Source organism: Actinocorallia libanotica, assembly GCF_039525175.1.
Lineage (GTDB): Bacteria > Actinomycetota > Actinomycetes > Streptosporangiales > Streptosporangiaceae > Actinocorallia > Actinocorallia libanotica.
On record NZ_BAAAHH010000001.1, the window covers coordinates 531,381 to 554,627 of the forward strand.

Below are 23,247 nucleotides of genomic sequence, written 5' to 3' on the forward strand. Positions count from 1 at the left end.
CATCCCCGCCTCCAGGACGGAGACGGACTCCGGCCAGGTGGGGGCGTACGCCCGGGGGAGTAGCGGCGGGTACTTCCCGCGGGCCCATGACACCTCCGTCCGGCCCGGTTACGGTGAGCGCTGTGGCGCCCATCACCGACGTCCCCGCGCGGTGGCCGAGGCCGGGTGAGCTTCCCGTCTGGGCCGCGTCTCCGGTGATCCTGCTCGGCCAGGTGGCCGGCGTGCACATCATCGGACCCTCTTTCCCGCCCTCGCCACGGGCCCTCGACCTCCTCGGCCACGGGCTGCTGGTGCTGGGTCCGCTCATGCTCCCGGCCCGCCGCAGGCGGCCCGTGGCGGTCCTGGTCGCCGTCGCGGCGGTCACGCTCCTGTACCACCTGTGCGGCTATCCCGTGGGCCCGTTCTTCCTCGCGCTGATCGCGGCCGTCGTGGCGGCGATGACCGGCGGGCACCGCCGCGCGGCCTGGCTGGCCGTCATCGGGGTGGTCTGCTGCTACGTGGCGGCCGTCCTCCTGCTGCCCGAGTCGGGCCCGGCGCTGATCCGGCGCCCCGAGCTGTCGCTGGACGGGGGAGTGGTGGCCTGGGCGCTCCTGGTCCCGGCCGCGGCGGAACTGGCGCGCAACCGTGCCGAACGGGCGGCCGAGGCCGGCCGGGCCGCGCGGGAGCAGCGGCGGCGCGTCGCGGGCGAGGAGCGGTTGCGGATCGCGCGCGAGCTCCACGACGTGCTGGCCCACAACATCTCCATGATCAACGTGCGGGCCGGGGTGGCGCTGCACCTCATGGACGACGACCCCGAGCAGGCCAGGACCGCCCTCGTCGCGATCAAGGCGGCCAGCAAGGAGGCGCTGGCGGAGATGCGATCGGTCATCGGCGTGCTCCGCCGGGACGAGCAGCCCCCCACGGTCCCCACGGCGGGCCTGGCCCGGCTGGAGGACCTGGTGGAGACGGCCCGCGCCGCGGGGATGCGCGTGGTCCTGGAGCGGACCGGCCCTCCCCGGGGCATGCCCGCGGGGACGGACCTCGCGGTGTTCCGCATCATCCAGGAGTCGCTGACCAACATCGCCCGCCACGCCCGCCCGCCCGCGTCCGGCCGCCTGTCGGTCCGGATCGTCCTCGCGTACGAGGACGCCGCGGTGACGGTGCGGATCGACGACGACGGGACCGGCCCCCCGCCGCCCCCGGGCGGCGGGGGAAGCGGCATATCCGGGATGCGGGAGCGGGCCGCGGCGCTGGACGGCGAGTTCCAGGCCGGGCCGCGGCCCGGTGGCGGTTTCCGGGTCCGGGCGCGGCTGCCGCTGGCCGGGGGCGCCCGATGATCCGGGTGGTGGTCGCCGACGACCAGGCGCTGGTGCGCGCCGGGTTCCGCTCCCTGCTGGACGCCCAGGAGGGCATCGAGGTGGTCGGCGAGGCCGAGGACGGCCGCGCCGCGGTCGAGCTGGCCGAGGCGCTGCGGCCCGACATCGTGCTGATGGACATCCGCATGCCCGTCCTGGACGGGCTGGAGGCCACCCGGCTGATCTCCGGCAGGCCCGGCCTGGCGGGCGTCAAGGTCATCATCTTGACGACCTTCGAGCTCGACGAGTACGTCTTCGACGCGCTGCGCGGCGGGGCCGGCGGCTTCCTGGTGAAGGACACCGAACCGGTCGAGCTGATCCGCGCGCTGCGCGTCGTCGCCGGGGGAGACGCGCTCCTGTCCCCCGGGGTGACCCGCCGCCTCATCGGCGAGTTCGCCGCCCGCGCCAAGGAGCCCCGCCACCTGGCGGTCCTGGACGCGCTCACCGAGCGCGAGCGGGAGGTGCTGGCCCTGGTCGGCGAGGGCCTGACCAACGTCGAGATCGCCGGACGGCTGCAGGTCAGCCCCGCCACCGCCAAGACCCACGTGAGCCGCATCATGATCAAGCTGGGCGCGCGGGACCGCGTCCGGCTGGTGGTGTTCGCCTACGAGTCCGGTCTGGTGCGGCCCGGCTGGACGGCCTGAGCCCGGCCGTACGCCCCCCGGCGCAGGCGAGGTGTCTCCCGGCGGCGGACGACCGGCCGCGCGCCTTCGGCCACGATCGGCGCATGTCCACGACACGCGCCGCCCGAAGGCCGCGGGCGGGAGACCGGACCGGAGAAGAGGAAGCCGTGAAAGTACGCGTTGACCAAGGGCGATGCCAGGGGCACACGCTCTGCGCGATGGTCGCTCCGGGGGTGTTCGAGCTCGACGACGTCGACGGCCACGCCTCGGCCGTCGAGGAGGACGTGCCGGCGACCCGGGAGGCGGCGGCGCGCAGGGCCGCCAGGTCCTGCCCGGAGCGTGCGATCTCCGTGGGAGGGGAGGCGTCGTGAGCGGGGCCACCGAGGAAGGCGACCGGAAGAAGAACAGGTACGACTTCGACCGGCACACCCCGCGATACCGCCACGATTTCCAGGAGATCACCCGGGAGATCCAGGACGGGTGCCCCATCGCCTGGTCGGAGACCCACGGCGGACACTGGGTGGCCGGCGGCAACCGGGAGGTCTTCGAGCTCGCGGCCCGCTCCGCCGGCGTCATCTCCAACGACCACGACGTGAAGGGCGAACGGCGCGGCTACCAGGGCATCTCCATTCCCGCCCCCACCCGCTCGGGCAAGGGCGGCTTCCTGGAGATGGACCCGCCGGAGCAGCGCCACTACCGCCAGGCGCTCAACCCGTACCTGTCCCCGGCGGCGGTCGCCCGCTGGATCCCGGTGATCGACGACGTCGTGCGGGCGTGCCTCGACGAGCGGATCGAGGAAGGCGCGATCGACTTCGTCGAGGACCTCGCCAACGTCGTCCCGGCCGTCCTCACGATGGCCATGATGGGCATTCCGCTGAAGAGCTGGGACGTCTACAACGAGCCGGCGCACGCCGTGATCTACACGCCGCCGCACTCGCCCGACCTCGCGCGGATCGGCCTGCTGCACGAGGAGATGAGGAGGGACCTCGCCGGGCGGCTCGCGGAGATCAGGGCGAACCCCCGTCCCGGCCTGGTCGACGCGCTCCTCAACCTGGAGATCGACGGCGAGAGGCCGTCCGACGAGGACCTCCTGGGCTCGCTGCACCTGCTCATCGGCGGCGGCTTCGACACGACGACGGCGCTGACCGCGCACGCGATCGAATGGCTCGGCGGGAACCCGGCGGAGCGCGAGCGCCTCAGCAGGGAGCGCGACACCCTGCTGGACTCCGCGACCGAGGAGTTCGTGCGCTACTACACGCCGGTGGTGGGCGGCGGGCGCACCTTCTCCGCCGACTGCCAGGTCGCCGGCACCCGCTTCAAGGAGGGCGAGCGCCTGTGGCTCTCCTGGGCGATGGCCAACCGCGACCCGTCGGTGTTCCCCGACCCCGACGAGATCCACCTGGACCGCGAGGGCAACCGCCACACCGGCTTCGGCCTGGGCGTCCACCGCTGCATCGGCTCGAACGTCGCCCGCACCCTGTTCAAGCGCATGCTCGTCCAGGTCCTCGACCGCATGCCCGACTACACGTGCGACCCGGAGGGCACGGTGCACTACGAGACGATCGGCGTCATCAACGGCATGCGCTTCCTCCCGGCGACCTTCACGCCGGGCCCCCGCCTGGGTCCGGGCCTCGACGAGACCCTCGAGAAGCTCCAGAAGGCCTGCGACGAGCAGGGGATCGCCGGGCCCGTCACCAGGCGAGGGGCGCGGAAGGAGCCCTGACCGCGAGGGGCCGCCCCGCTCCCGGGGCCCGGGAGCGGGGCGGTGCTCAGGCGGTGGCGCCGCCGTCGATGACGAGGTCGTGGCCGACGGCGAAGCCCGCCTCGTCGGAGGCGAGCCACACGACGGCGGAGGCGACCTCGTCGAGGGCGCCGACGCGGCCCAGGGGGATCGCCGGGGCGAGCCGGGAGTCGCGCTGCGCCCGGCTCTCGCCGGGCAGATAGGACATCGGTCCGTCGCTGGCGCCCGGGCTGACGGCGTTGACGCGGACGCCGTCGCCGATGTGGTCGCGGGCGGCGGCGCGGGTCAGCGCGCTCAGGCCGGCCTTCGAGGCGGTGTAGGAGCCGAGCATCGGCAGCCGGACGTGCGCTCCGATGTTGGAGGAGGTGTTGACGATCGCGCCTCCGCCGTGGGCGCGCATGTGCCGGATCTCGTGCTTCATCGACAGGAAGACGCCCGTCAGGTTGATGTCCAGGACCTGCCTCCAGGTGTCGGTGTCGAGGTCGGCGACGGGCGCCGCCTGGCCGAAGACCCCGGCGTTGTTGTGGGCGATGTGCAGGCCGCCGTACCGCGCCACGGCGGTCCCGACCATCCGGGCGACGTCGTCCTCCACGGTGACGTCGGCAGTGACGGAACTCGCGGTCCCGCCCTCCTTCTCGATGAGCTCGACGGTGCGGGCGAGTTCGCCAGAGCGGCGCCCGGCCACCACGACGGCGGCCCCCTCGCGGGCGAAGGCCTGCGCGGTGGCACGCCCTATGCCGGTGCCTCCGCCGGTGACGAGGACGACCTTGCCGTGGAATCGGAGGTTGTTCATGAGCGCGCACTCCTCTTTATTTGACCGATCGTTCCATTATTTGGGCGGGCGAAGGCAGGACGCGGCACGGCGTGCGTCCGGAAGGGGGCGCGCCGCGGGAGGGGCGGGGCTCAGTCGAGGAGGGTCAGCGCCTGTTCGGCGGTGTCGCGGAGCCGGGCGGGGTCGTGCGAGCTCTTGCCGATGACGCGCATGCCCTGCAGCAGGGTCAGCAGGAACCGGGCCAGGGCCCGCGGATCCCTCTCCGCCGCCAGTTCGCCCTGGGCCTGCGCCCTGGTCAGCGCCGAGGCCAGTGCCGCCTCGACGAAGTTCCAGTTCGCCTCGACCCGTTGCGCCACCGTCCGGTCGTGCGGTGCCAGCTCCACCGCCGTGTTCACCACGAAGCATCCGCGCTGGAGCGTGTCCTGCGCCGACTCCCGCGCGTACCTTTCGACGAGCGCGCGCACGGCGGGAAGCGCGGGCCCCGGTTGGGAGAGCGCCCCGATGAAGTCGACGCCGTTCTCCAGGTAGCGTTCGTATGCCTTCAGGTAGAGCTCGCGCTTTCCGCCGAACGTCGCGTAGATGCTCGCCTTGCCGATTCCCAGGTGCTCCACCAGGTCGGCCATCGAGGTCGCCTCGTAGCCCCGCTGCCAGAAGAGCTCCATCGCGCGCTGCAGCACCGCGTCCGGATCGAATTCCTTGGTCCTCGCCACGGGGATGAACCTACCGCTTACTAGAACGATCGGTCAATTAAGCGGGCGGCGGTCCGCCGGGGGCCGGAGCCCCCGGCGGATCGCGCCGGCGCTCAGGCCAGGACGGCCGGGTTGGCGAGGTGGAGGGGGCGCTCGCCGCGCAGGTGGCGGGCGACGTCGGCGGCGACGATGGCGGCCGCGTTGGCGGCGGTCTCCTTGGAGGCGCCGGCCAGGTGGGGGGTCATGACGAGGTTGGGGGTGGTCAGGAGGCGGGAGCCGGCGGGGATGGGCTCCTCGGGGAAGACGTCGGTGGCCGCGCCGAAGAGGTGGCCGGAGTCGAGGGCGTCGCACAGGGCGTCGTAGTCGAGGAGGGAGCCCCGGGCGCAGTTGACGACGACGGAGCCGGACGGCATCGCGGCGAGCTCGGCGCGGCCGATCATGCCCCGGTTGTCGGCGGTGGCGCGGGCGTGCAGGGTGAGGAAGCGGGAACGTTCCAGGAGCTCGGGGAGGCCGACGAGCTCGACGTCGGGGGCGGCGGAGGCGTCCAGGTAGGGGTCGTGGACCAGGACGGCGGCGCCGAAGCCGCGGAGCATGGCGGCGACGCGGCGGCCGATGGCGCCGTAGCCGACGAGGCCGACGGTGCTTCCGGCCAGCTCGGGGCCGACGTTCTCGTACCGGTAGTAGTCGCCGCGCCAGACGCCGCCGGTGAGGTCGCCGTGGGTCTGCGGGACGCGGCGGGTCGCGGCCAGGATCATCGCCAGGGTGTGCTCGGCGGTCGCGACGGCGTTGCGGCCGGGCGCGAACGTCACCGCGACGCCCGCCTCGGTGGCCGCCTCCAGGTTGGCGTTCACCGGCCCGCCCCGGCTCACTCCGAAGAGCTTCAGCCGGGGCGAGGCGGCCAGCACCCTCCCGGTCAGCGGAGCCATCTGGGTGACGCAGACGTCCACGCCGTCGAGCGCCTCGATCAGCTCGTCCTCGACGTCGGAGGCCTCGTCGACCTCGCCGACCCGGCCGAACGGCGTCACCGGCCACGGCAGTGTCAGCTCTCTGGCCTCGAAGTCCACGGGGACCTCCCGGCGCAGCGCGTCGAGGAAGAGGTCGTTGAGGACGAAATGGTCGCCTGCGGCGAGAATCCGGATGGTCACGGGAAGAGCTCCGTCACTGGGTGGGAGTGTTGTACTGCAGGAGCGCCGCGCGTCCTTCGCGCAGGCGGACCTCGGTGAGGGCGCAGTTGTCCAGGCGCGGCAGCCGCCGCCGGTACTCGCCGAGCGGGATGCCCAGCATCCGGCAGAGCGTCAGCCGGATCGCCGTGGTGTGCGCGACGACCAGGACGCGGCCGCCTTCGATCTCGGTGAGGCACGACAGGAAGCGTTCGGCCGCGGCGTGCGGGTCCTCGCCTCCGGGCAGCGGGTGGGCGGCGGGGTCGGCCTCGAACGCCGCGCGCGCGGCGGGGAAGCGCTCCTCCATCTCGGCCTTGGTCATGCCCTCGGCGTCGCCGAAGTCCAGCTCGCGCAGCCGCGCGTCCACCCGCAGCTCCAGGCCCGCGGCCTGGGCGGCGGCCGACGCGGTGATGCGGGCGCGGCTCAGCGTGGAGCACCACACCGCGTCGAGGTCGGCGCTCTTGGCCCACACGGCCAGGCGTTCGGCCTGCCGCGTCCCCTCGTCGGTCAGCGCGATGTCGCTGACGCCGGCGTAGCGGTTCTCGGCGTGCCAGACGGTCTGGCCGTGCCGGACCAGGACGAGATCGGTCATCGTGTGCTTCTTTCGCGGGAGTGCGCGGCGACGTGGGCGGGCAGCCAGCCGCGCGCGGCCAGCTCGTCCACGAACCGCAGGTAGAGGGACGGGTCGGCGGGACGCGGCTCGATCACCTCGCGGGTGCGTGCCATCCGCGCGGTGAGCCCCTGGGCGAGCAGCGCCATGCCGAGGGCGGGCTCGGCGTTCTCCCGCAGCGTCACGGGGCGGCCGAGGACGTCGGCGCGCATCCGGTTCCAGTAGCCGCTGCGGGTCGCCCCGCCCGTCAGGATGATCTCACCGTCGACGGGCGCGCCGAGCAGATCGAGGTAGTCGAAGCACAACCGTTCGATGAAGGCCGCGCCGCGCAGGGCCGCCGCGTAGCGGGAGACGTCGTCGTCGGCCGTGCCGAGGGTGAAGCCGCGCGCGTCGGGGGCGTTGAACGGGAACCGCTCGCCGGGGGAGACCAGCGGGTAGGTCACGGCGTCCAGGCCGGTGCGGGTCTCGGCCTCGGCGGCGAGGGCGTCGAGGTCGCGGCCGGGCAGGTCCCGGGCGAGCACGCCCGCCCCGGTGCTGGAGGCGCCTCCCGGCAGCCATCCGCCGTCGGGCGCGCGGTGGGAGTACACGACACCGAGGGGGTCGTGGACGAGCTCCGGGGTGACGCCCTTGAGGACGAGGGTCGTGCCCAGCACGCTGTTCCAGCTGCCGGGCGCGGTGGCTCCGGCGCCGAGCTGCGCGGCGCAGCCGTCGGTCGTCCCGGCGATCACCGGGGTGCCCTCGGGGAGCCCGGTCGCGGCGGCCGCCGCCGCGCAGACCGTCCCGAGCACGGAGCCGGGACGTACGACGGGCGGCAGCACCGAGGCGGGGACGCCCAGCGCCTCCATCACGTCGAACGGCCACTCCTCCGCGATGAGGTCGACGCCGGTCTTCAACGCGTTGCTGAGGTCCGTCGCGGTCTCGTGCCCGACGAGCCTGCGGTTGACGAAGTCGTTCTGGTGCGCCAGCCGGGTGCCTTCGGGGTGCTCGCGCAGCAGCCACAGCAGTTTCGGCAGCGCCCACGGCGGCTGCATGGCCCGGTAGCCGAGCCGCTCCCAGACCGCTCCCCCGACCTCGTTGACCCGCGCGAGCTCGCCCGCAGCGCGCCGGTCGTCGTACATGAGGGCGGGGGAGCGGGGCTTTCCGGCGTCGTCGACGAGCAGGACGGTGCCGGAGGTCGCGTCCACCGCGACGCCGCCGACGTCCTGTCCCGCGACTCCGCGCAGCGCCTCCGCGCAGGCGGACGCCAGCGCGTCCCACCAGGAGGCGGGGTCCTGTTCGTGCCGGTCGCCGTCGCGGCGGCTGGTGAGCGGGCGGGACGCCGAGCCGGCGACGTCGCCGGTGCCGGTGACCGCCATCACCCGGACGCTCTGCGTCCCGAGGTCGATGCCGACCCAGACCGTCATGCGTGCCTCCCCCAGGGCGGGACACCGGAGCGCAGCGCCCGGAACCCGGTGAACTTGTCGTGGTAGATCCCGGCGCGGCCGGGGTCGGGCGTGAAGGTGTCGCGCAGCCGCACGAGCTCGCGCGCCGCCTCGGCCAGGCCCGTCCGGGCCCCGGTGGCGACGAGCCCGGTGAAGTGGGCGCCGCGCGCTCCGACCTCCCGGTCGGCCGAGCGGTGCACGGGCAGCCCCGTCACGTCGGCGATGAGAGCGGCCCAGAAGTCGTTGGCGGCGCCGCCGCCGCACACGCGCAGGTCCTCGATCCGCCCGCCGATCGTGTCCAGGCAGTCGCGGACGACGAGGGAGAGCCCCTCGAAGACGGCGCGGGCGAGGTGCTCGGGGCCGTGGTTGAGGGTCAGCCCGGTGATCGTGCCGCGGGCGGCCGGGTCGGTGAACGGGACGCGCTCCCCGGCGGGCGACAGGTAGGGCAGGAACGTCAGCCCGTCGGCGCCCGGCGCGGAGCGGGCGGCGAGCACGGCGAGCGCCTCGGGGTCGGGGACGCCGAGCGTCCGGCAGGCCCAGTGCAGGACGTCGGCGCCCGCCAGGGTCGGGAACGCCCGCAGGTAGCCGGTGTCGAGGGCGAGCGTGACGCCGACGGGCTCCCCGTCCAGCGGCGGTTCGGCGACCGTCGTCTCGGTGCACAGGGTCGTGCCGAGGATCCCGCAGGCCTGTCCCGGCTCGATCGCCCCGACGCCGAACGCGGTCGTGGCGATGTCGTAGGGCGCGAGGACGACGGGCGTGCCCGCCGGGAGGCCGAGGGCCGCGGCGGCCTCGGCGCCCAGCGGGGCGACGCGGTCGCCGTGCTCGACCGGCTCGGGCAGCAGCGGGGCCGCCCATGCCATCCCGAACAGGGCGAGGAGCTCCGGGGAGTACCGGCGCGTCCGCAGGTCGAGGAAGGGCGCGGAGGCGTCCGAGGCGTCGACGGCGATCCGCCCGGTGAGCCGGGAGAACACCCACCCGCCGCAGGTCAGGCACGCCGCGGCGTTCTCGACGCGCGAGGGTTCGTGCTCGCGCAGCCAGGTGAGGATCGCGTGCGGCAGGCCGGGGAACGTCGGGTTGCCGCCGACGCGGAACGCCCGCTCCGGCAGGCCCGCCGCGGCCCACCGGTCGACCACGGACGCGGCGCGGCCGTCGTTCCACAGGACGGCGGGCCCGGTCGGCTCGCCGGAGGCGTCGACGAGCCAGGCGCCGTCGCCCTGGGCGGTGACCGCCACGAAGTCGACGGGCTCGGCCAGGGCCTCGCGCACCTCGCGCACGGCCGCCGCGACGGCGGCCCAGACCTCGTGCATGTCCTGCTCGGCGCGGTCGGGGGCGGGTCGCCGGACCGCGGCCCGGCCGCGGGCGACGGCGGTCTCGGCGCCGCGGCGGTCGTAGCCGACCGCCTTGATCACCGAGGTGCCGGCGTCGACGCAGATCGCCCCCACCGCTAGCCCCTGCCCGCGGAGGTGCGGGACTTGCGCGCCACCGAGTCGATGATCACCGCGAGCAGCAGGACCAGGCCGGTGACCATGAAGCGGATGGAGGAGTCGAGGCTGAGCAGGGTGAGCCCGCTGGAGATCGACTGGATGACGATGATGCCCAGCAGCGCGCCCCACGCGCTGCCCCGGCCGCCGAAGAGGCTGACGCCGCCGATGACGGCCGCGGCGATGGCGTTGAGGTTGATGTCGCCGGTGCCGCTGCTCTGGTTGGCGGCGGCCAGGCGGGAGGCCATCAGGACGCCGCCGACCGCGGCGAAGGTGCTGCACGTGATGAACACCGAGGTGTAGACGCGCTTGACGTTGATGCCCGCGCGCCGCGCCGCCTCGACGTTGCCGCCCACCGCGTAGACGGACTTGCCCCACTTGGTGCGGGTGAGCAGGTAGTGCATGACCATGACCATGGCCAGGAAGAGCACGAACATCCAGCCCACGCCGCGGCCCTGGTTGAGGTACCACACGGCACCGCCCACGACCGCGAGCAGCACGACGCTGCGGGCCGCCAGGAAGCCCGCGCCCCGGGCCGACAGACCGGCGGCGGCGCGGGCGCGGGCGTGCAGGAACCCGCTGGCGAACAGCCACAGGGCCGCGACCGCGACGAGCGCGTACGACAGCCACTCGGGGACGAACGCCAGCTGCGCGAAGTGCACGATGCCCGAGTCGAACGGCAGGTTGATCGAGCCCTTGGTGCCCAGCACGTACAGCTGCAGGCCCAGCAGGCCCAGCAGGCCGCCCATGGAGATGACGAAGCTCGGCACCCCGAAGCGGTTGAAGATCTGCGCGTAGATCCAGCCGACCACGACGCCCATCGCGATGGCGCCGAGCACCGCCGCCGCGGCGGGCAGGCCCTGGTCGACGAAGAGCACCGCCAGGATCGCGGCCGACAGGCCGCTCACCGAGCCGACCGACAGGTCGATCTCGCCCACCAGCAGCACGCACACGATGCCGAGCGCCATGATGCCGACCGCGGCCGACTCCATGGTCAGGTTGACGAGGTTGGCGCTGGACAGGAAGACCGGGTTCAGGACCTGCATCACCGTCCAGATGATGACCAGGCCCACGACCACCGGGAGCATGCCGAGCTCGCCCTGCCTGGCGCGGTCCATGACGGAGGCGACCGCGCCGCGCAGGCCGTCGCGCGCCTGGAGGCGCTCGTCCAGAAGATCGGTGTTCACGCTCACGGGCGCGTTCCCTCCTTGCTCTGCCGCTTGGCGGCCCGCTGCGTGACCACGTTGTCGGTCGCGCCGGTGATGGCGGCGATGATGTCCTCGGGGGAGACCTCGTCGACGGCGAAGGTCCCGTTGTTGCGGCCGAGCCGGAGCACGGCCACCCGGTCGGCGACCGCCTTCACGTCGGCCATGTTGTGGCTGATCATGATCACGCCCAGGCCGTTCTCGCGCAGCCGCTCGATGAGGTTGAGCACCTCGGCGGTCTGCGCGACGCCCAGGGCGGCGGTCGGCTCGTCCAGAATGATGATCTTGGGGTCGCCCAGCAGGGAGCGGGCGATGGCGACGGTCTGGCGCTGGCCGCCCGACAGCGAGGCGATCGGCACCCGCACGGTCGGGATCTTGGCCGAGAGCTGGCGCAGCAGCTCCCACGAGCGCGTCTCCATCGCCACGGTGTCCAGCCGCAGCGGGCGCATCTCGTGGCCGAGGAACAGGTTCTCGATGACGTTGAGGTTCTCGCACAGCGCCAGGTCCTGGAAGACGGTGGCGATGCCCAGCTTCTGCGCGGCCTTCGGCGAGGTGATCTCCACCTGCCGTCCGGCGAAGGTGATGGCGCCGGAGTCCGCCGGGTGGACGCCCGAGAGGATCTTCACCAGGGTGGACTTGCCGGCGCCGTTGTCCCCGACCACCGCGACGACCTCGCCGGCCGCGACGTCGAGCTCGATGTCCGTCAGCGCCGCCACGGCGCCGAAGGACTTGTTGATGCCGCGCAGGGACAACACCTGCTCCGCGTGCTTCGCGGTCATGGGAGGGCTCCTTGACGGTGGGTGGAGGGGCGGCGCGCGCCGCGGGGCACGGCGGCGCGCGCCACGCGTGCTACTGGATGCCGAGCTCGGTGCAGGCCTTCTGGTACTCGGCGGTGCAGACGTCGGCGGCCTTCATGATCCCGCTGTCGAAGAGCACCTCCTTGACGTTCTCCCGGGTCACGACGGTCGGGACGAACAGCTCGGAGGGCGTGTCGTACAGCGTGGTCTTGGCCTCGGGCTTCTCGCCCTTGACGAAGGCGTGCGCGACGACCGCGGAGGCCTCGGCCACGATCTTGATCGGCTTGGAGATCGTGTTGTACTGGTCGCCGTTGATGATCCGCTGCGCGGCGGCGATCTCGGCGTCGTTGCCGGTGACCGGCGGGACGTCGGCGCCCGCGGCCTTGAACGCCGCGATCGTGCCGCCGCCGGTGCCGTCGTTGGCGGCGACCACGCCGGCGATCCGGTCCTTGAACTGCGCGATCTGGCCGCTCACCCAGCTCTGGGCCTTGGCCGGCTCCCAGTCGGGGGTGTCGTACTCGGCCAGCAGCTCGAAGCCGCTGTCGTCGACGGCGCTGTGGATGCCCTTCTTGATGAGCATGGCGGCGGCGTCGGTCGGGGAGCCGTTCACCTGGAGGATGCCGCCCTCGGCCTTCTCGGCCTTCAGGTGCTCGACCAGGGACTCGCCGATGAGGGAGCCGATCTTCTCGTTGTCGAAGGAGACGTAGTAGTCGGCGGGGGCGTCGGGGATCGGCCGGTCGTAGGCGATGACGGCGGCGCCCTGGGACTGCGCGGTCTTGACGATGCTCGCCGCCGCGGCGGAGTCCACCGGGTCGATGACGATGACCTTCGCGCCCTGCGCGAGCGCCGAGTTCGCCTGCTGCTGCTGCTTGGCGGCGTCGGAGTCGGCGTTCTGGTAGATCACGTCGCAGTCGGAGCACAGCTCCTTCATCTTCGCCTCGAACAGCGGCTTGTCCTGCAGCTCGTAGCGGGTGGAGGCGAGGTCGGGCATCAGGAAGGCGACCTTGGCGCCGTCGCCGCTCCCCGGCGAACCGGAGTCCGACTCGGTGGAGCAGGCGGTCAGGGCGGCGCCGGCGACGAGCGCGGAGACGGCGAGAGCGGCCGCCCGCAGCTGAACTTTCTTCATGATGACTTCCTTACTGACCGGCGCCGCGCGGGGCTCTCCGCGACGGCCCGGCTCCGGGGTGGCACGGACCTGAGGGTCGACCCGTGGTGCCCGACACCGTAGCGCCCGATCAGAACAAATGTCCAGCACAAGTGTTCCGAACCGGGGCAAAGGTCTGGAAAAAACGGACAAAACGAGGGTATGTCCAGGTCAGAGCGGTGCGGTCAGCGGCCGCGGGCGGCGGCCAGCAGCCCCTCGGCGGTGGGGACGTCGCACACGAGCACGTTGAAGTAGCCGCCGCGGGCGCCCGCGACGATCGAGGGGATCTTCTCCTGGCCGACGGCGACGGCGATCGAGACCGGGATCCGGCGCAGGTCGGCCAGGCTCGTGGCGACGACCCGGTCGCTGCCCGGATAGGACACCGGCAGGCCGTCCTGGTCGTAGAAGCGCGAGCACACGTCGCCGACGGCGTTGCGCAGGCTGGGGGCGTCCGAGGGCACGAACGACGGCAGGACCTGGCGCATCAGCGGCGCCGCGCCCACCCCGACCAGGGCGCACTTGGCGCGGCCCCACAGCTCGTTGATCCGGCGGAAGGACGGCTCGTCCTGCAGCGACCCGAACAGCGCGGGCCCCGGCAGGGCGGGGGCGTACAGGTAGCTGGGGACGCCGCCGAGCCGCTCGGCCAGGATGCGCGTGGTCTCGTTGGTCTGGAACCACGGCTGCGGCTCCTCCTGGCCGCCGACCGCGGGCGCGACCATGACGCCGGGGAAGTGGCCGAGATCCTCCTGGGCGCACTCGTAGACCGTGGAGCCGGAGGACACCACGACCACGTCGCCGGGCAGCAGCCCGGCCGCGGCCAGCGCGCGCGCCACGCCGGGCGCCAGCCAGGGGCCCAGCCGGGCCCCTTCGGCCCTGGGCACCAGGTGGACCTGGCGCAGGCCCACGGCCTCGGCGACCTCGGCGGCGAGCCTGCCCCCGTCGGCGCCCGCCGGGCGGCGGACCCGGATCTCCACGATGCCCTGCCGCCGCGCCTCGGTGAGCAGCCGGCTCACCGTCGCCCGGCTGACGCCGAGCCGCCGGGCGATGTCCGCCTGGTTGGCGTCCTCCAGGTAGTACTGGGTGGCCGCCGCGTACATCAGCTCCTGGGGGAACCGGGCGCCTCCCGCGCTCTCGGCACCGACCGCACCCGTGATGTCCGCGCCCACTCGGCCCGCCCCCCGTTGGAAAAATTGTTCTGCACAAGTGTAAGCGACAGGGTTCGCCGTTCCGAGGAGGATCCTAGAGCCCGGGACGGGACGGGAGGAACCCGCCCGGACCCGTTCAGCGGGGGAGCGCGGCCAGGTAGCCGCTGACGCTGCGCAGCCACCACGTGTAGGCGGGGCCGGTCAGGCGGTCGGGGACGAGGCGGTGCAGCGAAGGCAGGTACCGGTTGACGTACTCGGTGCGCGCGGCCAGGGAGGCGAACGCCGCGTGCCCGGCGCGGCGGCGCTCGTAACGGCGCAGCGCCGCCGGGACGTCGGACGCCCCCCGCAGCGCCAGGGTCAGCGCCCAGGCGTCCTCCAGCGCCTGGTTGGCGCCCTGGGCCTGGGCGGGCGGCATGGTGTGGGCGGCGTCGCCGACCAGCGTGCAGCGGCCCTCGCCCCACGTGCGGGGCACCGGATGGCGGCAGTGCGGGAACACCTCGATCTCCTCGCCGCCGATCGAGGCGAGGACCTCCGGTACGGGGGACTTCCAGTGCCCGAACCACCGCCGCAGCTCGGCCAGGGGCGACTCCGGCGGCGGCTCGCCCGGCCGCCACGGCCGGTCGAACCACCACTGGAGCAGCCCCTCGCCCGCGGGCAGCAGCCCGCACATGCCCTCCCGCCCGATGATCAGCCGCCCCTCCCGCCCCGCGACGAGATCGAGGGGGACGCGCTCCATCCCCTGCCACGTCGCCCAGCCGCTCGGCTTGCAGGCCTCCCGCCCCCGCAGCGCGCGCCGCACCACCGAATGGTGCCCGTCCGCCCCGACGAGCACGTCCCCGGCCGCACCGCTCCCGTCGGCGAAGTCCACCCGCACGCCGTCCCCGTCTTGGACGACTCCCGTGCACTCCCGCCCGAAGGAGACGCTCCCCTCCGGCAGCCCGTCGGCGAGCAGCCGCACCAGCCGCCGCCGCGGCACGCACACATGCTGCCACCCGTACCTCCGCACGGCGGGGACCATGTCCATCCGCAGCAGCGGCCGCCCACCGGCCTCGTACTGCGCGAGCACGTCGATCGGCGCGCCCGCCCCCTCCAGCGCGCCCCCCAGCTCCGCGACGATCCCCGCCCCGTTGCTCCACAACGTCAACGCCCCGCCCGACGACCGCAACCCCGGCGCCTTCTCGAAGACCCGCACCCGGTGCCCGTCCGCCACCAGCCCCCGCGCCAGAGCGAGCCCCCCGACCCCCGCTCCGATCACCAGCACCTTCACGACGCCTCCACTCCCGGCCTCCACCCACTCTCACATTCCCTTCCGAGGCCGGGTATCCGGGTCCCCCGCCCGTTCGCGATCCGGCGACGCGGTCCGGCGACGCGGTGCGGCGGCGAAGCCCGGCGACGTGCGCTCCGGCGACGTGCGCTCCGGCGGCACGCGGTGCGGCGGCGTGCCGTCCGGCCGTGCGGATCAGCCGGTCGCGGACTGCCCGTCGTCCATGATGTCCAGCCGGATTCGCAGGGCCTGGGCCTCGGGCGCCCCGATCTCCTGGAACAGGTCGAACGCCTGCCGCCAGTGGATCCGCGCCGCCTCCGGACCGTCGACGTGCAGGACGGCCGTGCCGATGCCGTCGTGGATGCGGCCCTCCTGGAGCGGGTCGTCCAGCTCCCGGGCGAGGCGGAGGGCGGCCCGGTAGGTCTCCAGGGCCCTGGCGTGGTCGCCGAGCCCGCACTCGGCGTCGGCGGTCCCGACCAGCGCCTGCATGATCTCCTGTGAATCGTTGACGGATTCAGCGGTCTCGTGGGCGCGGCGGTGGTGGATGAGGGCCTCGCTGTGCTGCTCCATCTGGTGGTAGCTGGCGCCGATGCTGTTGAGGACACTCGCAACGTTGCGCAGGTCGCCGAAGGCGCGGAAGACGACGATGGCCTCCCGGAAGTGGGCCAGGGCACGATCGTATTCGCCTTTGTAGTGCCAGATACTGCCGAGATTGCTGCAGTTGATCGCTTCGTACTGGCGGCCCACGATGCCTGTCAGTAGTTGCAAGGATTCGCGGTACAGCGCCATCGCGTCCCGATGGAGACCGCGGTGGCGGAGCACCTCGCCGAGGTTGTTGAGCGTCATGCCCTCGCCCCGTCTGTCGCCGACGGCGCGGAAGGCGACGAGCGCGTCGTTGAGGTGCTGGACGGCCTCCGGATACCGGCCGAGCTGGGAGAACACTATTCCCGCGTGGCTGAGGGCCTGCGCCTCGCCGGACCGGTCTCCGATCTTGCGGTAGAAGGTCCATGCCTCCTGGTGGTAGGCCAGCGCCACCCTGGTTCGTCCGGTGGACCAGTGGAAGACCCCGTTCCAGTCGATGGCCTCGGCCATCGCCGCGGTCTCGCCCAGCGCGCGGAACTGGGCGGTCGCCTCCTGCCCGTGCTGCAGTGCTTCATCGGGGCGGCCGCTTCGGAACAAGGCCAGGCCCAGTTCGAACTGGGCCTGGCCGACGCCGTGCCGGTCGTCGAGGCTGCGGAAGGCCTGGAGCGCGAGGGCACAGGCCTCGCTCGCCTCTTCCCGCAGGCCGGACGCCTCCAGGTACCGGGACATCGCCAGGATGAGGCTCGCGCCGTCCTGCTTCCCCTCATGACGGATCGCGTACCGGGCGACGGCGAGGGCATTCATCCACTCGGCCGCCAGGAACTCGCGCGCGGCCGAGACGTCGGGCGGCGAGCCGGCGGGAAGACGGCGGAACCGGCGGCGGAACGGGTGCAGGGCATGGTCGGCGGCACGCACGCTCTCCAGATAGAAGGCCAGGAGCCGCCGGAAATCCCGGCGCCGGGAGGTACGTGTGTCCTCCGCGTGGCCGCAGTCCCGGGCGAAGGAGCGGATCAGGTCGTGCAGGGTGTACCCGCCCTGGTCGTCGGGGTTGAGGAGGTGGTGGTCGACGAGTGTGCCGATGCTCAGCCGCGCGTCCTGGACGGTGACACCCGCCTGGACGGCGGCCGCCTTCACCGTGATGCGCGGGCACGGGCTGAAGGCCAGGCAGCGCAGCATGGATTGCTCGGCCGGGCCGAGCCGCCGGTACGACAACGCGAACGCGGTCGTCATCGCGGGACTCTCAAGAGAGAGTGTCCTGTCGGTCTCGCTCGACGCCAGGTCGGCGGCGAAGGCGGCGGTATCACCCGCGTGACGGTCACGCAGGGTCGCGGCGGCCAGCCGGATGGCCATGGGAAGGTTCCCCAGGCGCCGGACGATCTCCAGAGCCGCGGGATCCCGGTCCAGATCCGTCCCGCCGGCCGCATGGGCCAGCAGCGCCGTCGCGTCCGCGGAGCCGAGAACGCCGAGCGGGACGTGCCTGGCGTTCAGAAGGGCCTGCATGCCGCGTCTGCTGGTGACCAGGACATGGCAGTTGGAGGAGTGCGGGATGAGCGGCTCGATCTGCCCCGCCTCGGCGACGTCGTCGAGGACGATGACAGCACGGCGGTCCGCCAGCTCGCGCTGCCAGAGCGCCGCGCGGTCCTCCGGCGAGCGCGGGATGAGCTGGGCGGGGATGAGGAGCATGCGGAGCAGCTCGCTGAGCGCCGCCGCGGCGCTCAGCGGCGGCTGCTCGGGGTCGTGGGATCGCAGGTTGAGGAACAGCTGGGCGTCGGGGCGCCGCCGGGTGAGGACGTGCGCCGCGGTGAGGGCGAGCGCGGTCTTGCCGACGCCGGCCATGCCCTGGATGATCTGTACCGTCGGTCCGGTCCGGTCGGTCGCGGCGCGGACCAGCTCGGCGAGCTCGGTGTCGCGGCCCAGGAGGGTGTCGGGGAGCGGGAGAAGCGTGTGTGGCTGCTTGTCGCGGTTGCCGCGGTACCGGGGCGTGACGGCGAGGCCCACGTCCTGCCGGAGGATCCGCTCATGGAGCGCGCGCAGCCGCTCGCCCGGTTCGGAGCCGTACTCCCGGCGCAGCAGGGCCCGGGTGTCCTGGTAGACCCTGAGCGCGTCGATCTGCCGGTCGCAGCGGTACAGGGCGGTCATCAGCTGCTGGACCAGGCCCTCATCGGTCGGGTGCTGGGCCGCCAGCAGGTACAGCTCGCTCACCACGTCCGCATGCCGCCCGAGCCGCAGCTCCAGTTCGATGCGCTCCTTGCGGGCCGCCCGCACCTCCTCGGCCAGGCTTCTCCGCATGGACTGCATCCACCGTCCCGGCAGGCCCGCGAGGGGCTCGCCCCGTACCTGCTCGTCGGCCTCGCGCAGCAGGGCGACGGCCCGGTCGTCGTCGCCGCTCGCACTGATCGCCACCGCCTGCTTCCGCAGCCTGCGGAACCGGTGCAGGTCCACCCGCTCAGGCTCGGCGTGCAGGGCGTATCCACCCGTCTGCGAGACGATCTTCGCGGCCGTCCCGTCCGGCCGCAGGAAGTCGCGGCGAAAGCGGGAGATGTAGACGGTCAGAGTGTTCCGTGCTCCATCGGGTGGTTCGTCGTCCCAGACACGTGCGATGAGGGTTTCGGCCGCCACGGGATGTCCGCATTCCAGGAGGAGGACCGCGAGGATGCTCTGGTGGCGGGGGCCTCCGAGGTCGCAGGGACGCCCGTCCCATGTCACCGAGAGAGGTCCGAAAAGTCGCGCGGCGTCCATGCTGCCTCCGGCGAAACACTGGCCCTAGCCGTTCGGCTCCATTGTTCCCGCCAGGGGGATGAACTTTGTTTAGCGTTAGATATTTCTTATGCGAAAACTGTCCAGTTTGGGACATATGCAGGCACTTGCACCATATGTGGCGATTTGTTGGCCCGGGGGGCGTGGGGTTATGGACATGTAGCCATTTTGGTGAGGTGGTGGTTGATCTTCTGAATGGCGGACGCGCCTAAATGGGTGATAAGTTATCGCCATATTCATCTACTTGTCCGGCGATGAATATTCCAACTTTTCGTGCCTGGCGCGCATATAGAAGGGACGAACGGCTTGATCCTGAGGGCGTCCAAAAAAATGCTGATCCCCGTCGTGGTGGCCTGCTCGCTGTTCGCCTCCGGGCCCGCGGCTGCAGCCGTGAACGGGGCGGCTGCCGATGCTCCGGCGTTCTCGCAGACTTCGGAACGTTCCTCTTCCTGTGAGGGGATCGATATCGATTGGGTCATCTACATGGTCATCTACATGGTCCGCTACGGCGAACCGGTGACCGTGCCGGGGGCCGAGGAGGACTGCTCTCGCGGGGTGTCCGTCTGAAATTAATTCCAGGTGAGCGGACGATTTCCGTTCGCTCACCTGGAATGCAACCGAGACGTCCGGTGAACTGCAACCCGGACGTCGACCTCCGGGAGCGAGACTCCGGCCAGCGGCCTGAGCGGGGCCGCGCGGCAGGAGGAGCGATGGGCGAGAGCTGGCGCCGGGGGCCTTTCGGGCCCGGCGCGGAGAGAGGCGCCACGATACCGGTGGCGAAGCGGATCCTGGTGGTCTTCCACCACCTGACGGCCGTGAACCGGCTGGCGGACGTGCTGACGCTGATCGAGCGGGACCACCGGGTGCAGGTGGTGTGCACGGTGGTGCCGTCGGCGGTGCTGGCCGAGGGCGCGGCCCGCCACCTGCGGGGCTCCGGGGCGGTGGGGATCCCGTGGGCGCAGGCGGTGAACACGCGGTTCGACCTGGCGGTGGCCGCCGGGTACGGCGAACTGGAGGCCCTCCACGCGCCGGTCGTGATCGTGCCGCACGGGGTGGGGCCCTCGATGCTGAGCCGGCAGTGGGAGGGCCACGGGCCCGTCACGGCGCGGCCGGCGGCGGGACTGCGGCCGGAGACCCTCGTCGGCGGCGGCCGGGTGATTCCCTCGCTGCTGGCGGCGGCGCGCGACAGCCACCGCGACCGCCTGCTGCGGTACTGCCCCGAGCTCGCGCCGGTCGTCAGGGTCACCGGGGATCCGGCCCTGGACCGGATGCTGGCCGGCGGGCGCCTGCGGGAGACCTACCGGGAGGCGCTCGGCGTCCGGCCCGGCAGGCGTCTCGTGGTGGTCTCCTCGACGTGGGGGCCGCGGAGCCTCCTGGGCCGGCACCCGGACCTCCCCGCCCGGCTGGCCGCCGCGCTCCCCGAAGCGACGCACCGGGTGGTGATGGCCGTGCACCCGGCCGTGTGGGCGTGGCACGGCCGCCACCAGGTCCTGGCGTGGCTGGAAGGCGCGTTCCAGGCGGGACTGGCGGTGCTGCCGCCGGAGGAGGGGTGGTCGGCCGCGCTGGTCGCCGCCGACGAGGTGGTCGGCGACTTCGGCTCCGTCACCTGCTACGCGGCCGCCCTGGGCCTGCCCGTCACGTTGGCGGCGTTCCCGGACACGGACGTCGTACCGGGTGAGCCGGGCGAGCTGCTGGGGCGGGAGGCGGCACGGCTCGACCCGGACGCCGCGGTGCTCCTGCCGGACGCGCGCCTCGCCGGAAGGACCGTGCCGGGAATGCCGGAACGGCTGACGTCCCGGCCCGGCGCGTCCGCGCGGCTCCTCCGCCGGGCGATGTACGAGCTCATCGGCCTTCCCGAGCCGGAGTGCGAGGCGCGGTTCCCGGCGCCGGCCGTGCCGCGGCCCATCGGAACGGGTCTCCTCCGATGAGGCCGGCGCTCACGACGGTCCGACTGCTGACCGGACGGGACGGCACGGTGACGGGCGCGCTGATCGTCACGGGCGGCGGTCGTGTGCTCCTGCGGGCGGGGCTCGCCCGCCGCGCGATCCTTCCGCCGCCCCTTGGCCGCGAGCACCTCGACGAGCACCTCGTGGCATGGGCGGACGACGCGCGCTGGGCCTGCGTCGCCGACGTGCTGGTCACCCGCCGCGGTGCGGAGGACCGGGTCGAGCGGAGGTTCCCGGGCCGTGCCCTGACGGTGGCGCCGGGACGGCGAGGGGAGGCCGTCGTCGTGGGCAGGGACGGCGGAGCGATCGCCCTGCGCGGTCCGGTCCGGCTCTGCGGTTCGTTCGCCCACGCCCTGCTCACCGCGGGCGTGCCGCTGGACGCCCTGCGCTCGGCCGTGCTCACGGCCGTCGGGCCGGCGGGTCAGGCGGGGGAGCCTCCGCCGGGTCCGGTGCCGTCGAGGGCCGCGAGCTGAGCGATGGCGTCATGCCGGCCGACCGCGCCGATCCGGGTGAGGAGCGCGGCGGCCCGTTCCAGGTGGCCGCGTCTGGCGGAGGCGTCGGCGGCGCGGGCCGCCAGGTCGGCGAGCACGAGTTCGATGTCGGCCTGGAGGAGGACGGCTCCGGCCCGCGCGGCCCGGTCCAGGGCCCGGTCCAACGCCGCGCGGGCCGGGCCGTCCTCGGCGAGGGCCAGCCGGACGCGGGCCAGGGTCAGCAGGATCCGTGCCTCGTGGTGGTCGTCGCCGCGCCCGGCGAAGTAGGCGTGCGCGAGGGAGAGGCGGTCCGCGGCCTCGGCGTTGCGTCCGAGGCGGTGGAGCGCCTCACCGAGCCGGCCGGTCATCAGCGCGACACCGCGGTGCCGTCCGAGGGAGAGGTGGACGGCGCGCGCCGCGGCGAAGTTCCGGGCCGCCTCGTCGGCACGGCCGCCGGTGAGCCGGGCGCGGCCCAGGCCTTCGAGCGCGGCGGCCTCGCCGAGGGCGTGCCCCGCCTCCTGGGCGACTTCGACGGCTTCCTCGTAGTGTTCGGCCGCGGCGGCGGGCTCGCGGAGTTCGAGCCGCGCGTCTCCGAGACCGACGAGCATCCTGGCCTGGGCGGGAGCGTCACCGCAGCTTCGGGCGGAGGCGAGGCCGATCGTGTAGACGTCCAGCCAGGACCGGTAGTGCTTGCGGCGGCCGAACAGGCTCCGCAGCGTCTCGGGGAGCTGCCAGGCCGCCGCGTGCCGTCCCCGTTCGGCCGCGGCGCGCTGCAGGGCGAGCAGCCCGGGAAGTTCGGATTCGAGCCAGTCGAGAGCTTCGACCGTGCTGGGAAACGCGTCCCGCGGTACCCGCGTGTAGGCCTCCGCCAGGTGCCAGCGTCCCGGGTTGACGACGATGTCGGCGGACGCCGCCGCGGAGACGCGGTGCTGGAGAAGGCGGTCGAAGGCCTCGTCCCGGTCCGCCGGGGCCTCGAAGAGCTCCACCAGGTCGTCCGCGTAGAGCCGCAGGAGTTCGTGGAACCGGTAGACGTCCGGCCTCTCCTCGACGATCAGATGCGCTTCGGTGAGCTCTTCGAGCCGGACGCCGGTCTCGGTGGTGCCGCCGCCGTCGAGCGCCGCGGCGGTTCCGGCGTCGAAGCGCGGCTCCGGACTGATCGCCAGCAGGCGGAACAGCCGTGCGGAACCGTCCGTCAGGTGCCCGTGGGAGATGTCGAAGGTGGCGCGCAGGGAGTCGGCGTCGTCGTGGCTGAGCGCGGTGAGCCGGCTGCGCTTGTCGGTCAGTTCCGCGACGAGCCGGGAGATCGGCCAGCGGTCGCGGATCTTGAGCCGGGCCGCCGAGGTACAGACGGCGAGGGGAAGCCGTTCGCACAGCTGGACGAGCTTCCGGGTGGCCTCGGGCTCGGCGCCGGTGCGCCGCTCTCCGAGCATCCGGGTCAGCAGCGCCACGGCGTCGGGCTCGTCCAGCGAGCCGACCGCCACGAAGGACGCGCCGTCCAGGGCCAGCCCCGAAAGGCGGCGCCGGGTGGTGACGACCACGATCGAGGGGCCCTGGCCGGGCAGGAGCGGACGGACCTGGGCGGCGGTGGCCGCGTCGTCGAGCAGGACGAGCAGCCTCCGTCCGGACGTCAGCGACCGGAACAGCGCGGCCTGCTCGCCGACGTCCAGCGGGATCCGGTCGGGCGGCGTGCCGAGGGCGCGCAGGAAGGCCTCCAGCGGCAGGGAGGGCGGCACCGGCTCGGCGGAACCCGGGGTCCGCAGCTCCGCGAAGAGCTGCCCGTCGGGGTACTGCTCCCGGATCTGGTGCAGCCAGGCCAGGCCGAGGGAGGTCTTGCCGACCCCGCCGGGACCCGTCAGCACGATGAGCCGGGGCCCGTCGTCGGGGGCGGCCTCCCGGATGCCGGAGAGCTCCGCCAGTTCGGAGACCCGGTTGGTGAAATGGGAGGGACGGGCACGGAGCTGCGCCGGCGGCGGCACCCGGGAACGCGCCGGCAGGTGGATGCCGCCGTGCACCGTTCCGGCCTGCACCACCACTCCGGACACGTCGCCGTGGAAGGCGTTCTCGCTCGGATCCATGGCCACTTTCGAGAATCTCTATGCGGGATTC

Annotated in this window: 20 protein-coding genes; 7 read left to right on the top strand and 13 right to left on the bottom strand. The window is 73.3% G+C overall.

Annotated features, from left to right (window positions below):
• Positions 1 to 122 precede the first annotated feature (122 nt).
• From ABD140_RS02555 to ABD140_RS02570, 4 genes are all read left to right on the top strand, one after another.
• A complete protein-coding gene (locus tag ABD140_RS02555; protein WP_344236215.1) occupies positions 123 to 1,316 on the top strand; it encodes a sensor histidine kinase in 1,194 nt (397 codons plus the stop codon).
• Positions 1,313 to 1,978 carry a response regulator transcription factor gene (locus ABD140_RS02560; protein WP_344236218.1) on the top strand — a complete coding sequence of 222 codons (666 nt, stop codon included), beginning with the start codon at positions 1,313 to 1,315 and terminating at the stop codon, positions 1,976 to 1,978. Before ABD140_RS02555 ends, ABD140_RS02560 begins: the two co-directional genes overlap by 4 nt.
• 83 nt (positions 1,979 to 2,061) lie before the next feature.
• On the top strand, positions 2,062 to 2,328 hold the full coding sequence (locus tag ABD140_RS02565) for a ferredoxin (RefSeq protein ID WP_344236220.1): 267 nt from the start codon (positions 2,062 to 2,064) through the stop codon (positions 2,326 to 2,328).
• Positions 2,325 to 3,680, top strand: a complete 1,356-nt coding sequence (locus ABD140_RS02570) for a cytochrome P450 (protein WP_344236222.1) — start codon at positions 2,325 to 2,327, stop codon at positions 3,678 to 3,680. The genes ABD140_RS02565 and ABD140_RS02570 overlap by 4 nt, the downstream gene beginning before the upstream one ends.
• A gap of 46 nt (positions 3,681 to 3,726) precedes the next feature.
• Here ABD140_RS02570 and ABD140_RS02575 read toward each other — a convergent pair whose 3' ends face one another.
• From ABD140_RS02575 to ABD140_RS02630, 12 genes are all read right to left on the bottom strand, one after another.
• Positions 3,727 to 4,491: an SDR family NAD(P)-dependent oxidoreductase gene (locus ABD140_RS02575; RefSeq protein WP_344236224.1), complete on the bottom strand. Its 765-nt coding sequence runs from the start codon at positions 4,489 to 4,491 to the stop codon at positions 3,727 to 3,729.
• Positions 4,492 to 4,601: 110 nt separating this feature from the next.
• On the bottom strand, positions 4,602 to 5,180 hold the full coding sequence (locus ABD140_RS02580; RefSeq protein WP_344236226.1) for a TetR/AcrR family transcriptional regulator: 579 nt from the start codon (positions 5,178 to 5,180) through the stop codon (positions 4,602 to 4,604).
• Between the two features lie 92 nt (positions 5,181 to 5,272).
• The gene (locus ABD140_RS02585; protein ID WP_344236228.1) at positions 5,273 to 6,304 is read right to left on the bottom strand and encodes a 2-hydroxyacid dehydrogenase; all 1,032 of its coding nucleotides are present in this window, start codon (positions 6,302 to 6,304) and stop codon (positions 5,273 to 5,275) included.
• Positions 6,305 to 6,317: 13 nt separating this feature from the next.
• A complete protein-coding gene (locus tag ABD140_RS02590; protein WP_344236230.1) occupies positions 6,318 to 6,911 on the bottom strand; it encodes a histidine phosphatase family protein in 594 nt (197 codons plus the stop codon).
• Entirely contained in the window at positions 6,908 to 8,332 is a 1,425-nt protein-coding gene (locus ABD140_RS02595; protein WP_344236232.1) for an FGGY-family carbohydrate kinase, read from the bottom strand. The genes ABD140_RS02590 and ABD140_RS02595 overlap by 4 nt, the downstream gene beginning before the upstream one ends.
• The gene (locus ABD140_RS02600; RefSeq protein WP_344236234.1) at positions 8,329 to 9,792 is read right to left on the bottom strand and encodes an FGGY family carbohydrate kinase; all 1,464 of its coding nucleotides are present in this window, start codon (positions 9,790 to 9,792) and stop codon (positions 8,329 to 8,331) included. Before ABD140_RS02600 ends, ABD140_RS02595 begins: the two co-directional genes overlap by 4 nt.
• Before the next feature lie 2 nt (positions 9,793 to 9,794).
• On the bottom strand, positions 9,795 to 11,024 hold the full coding sequence (locus tag ABD140_RS02605; protein ID WP_344236236.1) for a sugar ABC transporter permease: 1,230 nt from the start codon (positions 11,022 to 11,024) through the stop codon (positions 9,795 to 9,797).
• A complete protein-coding gene (locus ABD140_RS02610; protein WP_344236238.1) occupies positions 11,021 to 11,815 on the bottom strand; it encodes an ATP-binding cassette domain-containing protein in 795 nt (264 codons plus the stop codon). Before ABD140_RS02610 ends, ABD140_RS02605 begins: the two co-directional genes overlap by 4 nt.
• Positions 11,816 to 11,885: 70 nt before the next feature.
• Positions 11,886 to 12,959 carry an ABC transporter substrate-binding protein gene (locus tag ABD140_RS02615; RefSeq protein ID WP_344236240.1) on the bottom strand — a complete coding sequence of 358 codons (1,074 nt, stop codon included), beginning with the start codon at positions 12,957 to 12,959 and terminating at the stop codon, positions 11,886 to 11,888.
• 203 nt (positions 12,960 to 13,162) lie between these two features.
• Positions 13,163 to 14,143, bottom strand: coding sequence for a sugar-binding transcriptional regulator (locus tag ABD140_RS02620; protein WP_344236242.1), 981 nt, complete (start codon positions 14,141 to 14,143; stop codon positions 13,163 to 13,165).
• 115 nt (positions 14,144 to 14,258) lie between these two features.
• The gene (locus ABD140_RS02625; protein ID WP_344236244.1) at positions 14,259 to 15,389 is read right to left on the bottom strand and encodes an FAD-dependent oxidoreductase; all 1,131 of its coding nucleotides are present in this window, start codon (positions 15,387 to 15,389) and stop codon (positions 14,259 to 14,261) included.
• A gap of 192 nt (positions 15,390 to 15,581) precedes the next feature.
• The gene (locus ABD140_RS02630) at positions 15,582 to 18,707 is read right to left on the bottom strand and encodes an AfsR/SARP family transcriptional regulator (RefSeq protein ID WP_344236246.1); all 3,126 of its coding nucleotides are present in this window, start codon (positions 18,705 to 18,707) and stop codon (positions 15,582 to 15,584) included.
• A gap of 324 nt (positions 18,708 to 19,031) precedes the next feature.
• On the opposite strand from ABD140_RS02630, the gene ABD140_RS02635 reads away from it, so the two are divergent.
• The 3 genes from ABD140_RS02635 to ABD140_RS02645 all read left to right on the top strand — a co-directional run bounded on the left by ABD140_RS02635 (position 19,032) and on the right by ABD140_RS02645 (position 21,144).
• On the top strand, positions 19,032 to 19,292 hold the full coding sequence (locus ABD140_RS02635; RefSeq protein ID WP_344236248.1) for a hypothetical protein: 261 nt from the start codon (positions 19,032 to 19,034) through the stop codon (positions 19,290 to 19,292).
• A 206-nt stretch (positions 19,293 to 19,498) separates the two neighbouring features.
• Positions 19,499 to 20,653, top strand: a complete 1,155-nt coding sequence (locus tag ABD140_RS02640; RefSeq protein ID WP_344236250.1) for a hypothetical protein — start codon at positions 19,499 to 19,501, stop codon at positions 20,651 to 20,653.
• Entirely contained in the window at positions 20,650 to 21,144 is a 495-nt protein-coding gene (locus ABD140_RS02645; RefSeq protein WP_344236252.1) for a hypothetical protein, read from the top strand. The genes ABD140_RS02640 and ABD140_RS02645 overlap by 4 nt, the downstream gene beginning before the upstream one ends.
• Here ABD140_RS02645 and ABD140_RS02650 read toward each other — a convergent pair.
• Complete coding sequence (locus tag ABD140_RS02650; protein WP_344236254.1) at positions 21,093 to 23,216, bottom strand: NB-ARC domain-containing protein; 2,124 nt, start codon at positions 23,214 to 23,216, stop codon at positions 21,093 to 21,095. The genes ABD140_RS02645 and ABD140_RS02650 overlap by 52 nt on opposite strands.
• Positions 23,217 to 23,247 lie beyond the last annotated feature (31 nt).

Coding starts and splice junctions, on each gene's coding strand:
- ABD140_RS02610 (WP_344236238.1), bottom strand. CDS start 11,815: ATGACCGCGAAGCACGCGGAGCAGGTGTTGTCCCTGCGCGGCATCAAC.
- ABD140_RS02575 (WP_344236224.1), bottom strand. CDS start 4,491: ATGAACAACCTCCGATTCCACGGCAAGGTCGTCCTCGTCACCGGCGGA.
- ABD140_RS02615 (WP_344236240.1), bottom strand. CDS start 12,959: ATGAAGAAAGTTCAGCTGCGGGCGGCCGCTCTCGCCGTCTCCGCGCTC.
- ABD140_RS02595 (WP_344236232.1), bottom strand. CDS start 8,332: ATGACGGTCTGGGTCGGCATCGACCTCGGGACGCAGAGCGTCCGGGTG.
- ABD140_RS02590 (WP_344236230.1), bottom strand. CDS start 6,911: ATGACCGATCTCGTCCTGGTCCGGCACGGCCAGACCGTCTGGCACGCC.
- ABD140_RS02560 (WP_344236218.1), top strand. CDS start 1,313: ATGATCCGGGTGGTGGTCGCCGACGACCAGGCGCTGGTGCGCGCCGGG.
- ABD140_RS02650 (WP_344236254.1), bottom strand. CDS start 23,216: ATGGATCCGAGCGAGAACGCCTTCCACGGCGACGTGTCCGGAGTGGTG.
- ABD140_RS02645 (WP_344236252.1), top strand. CDS start 20,650: ATGAGGCCGGCGCTCACGACGGTCCGACTGCTGACCGGACGGGACGGC.
- ABD140_RS02630 (WP_344236246.1), bottom strand. CDS start 18,707: ATGGACGCCGCGCGACTTTTCGGACCTCTCTCGGTGACATGGGACGGG.
- ABD140_RS02565 (WP_344236220.1), top strand. CDS start 2,062: ATGTCCACGACACGCGCCGCCCGAAGGCCGCGGGCGGGAGACCGGACC.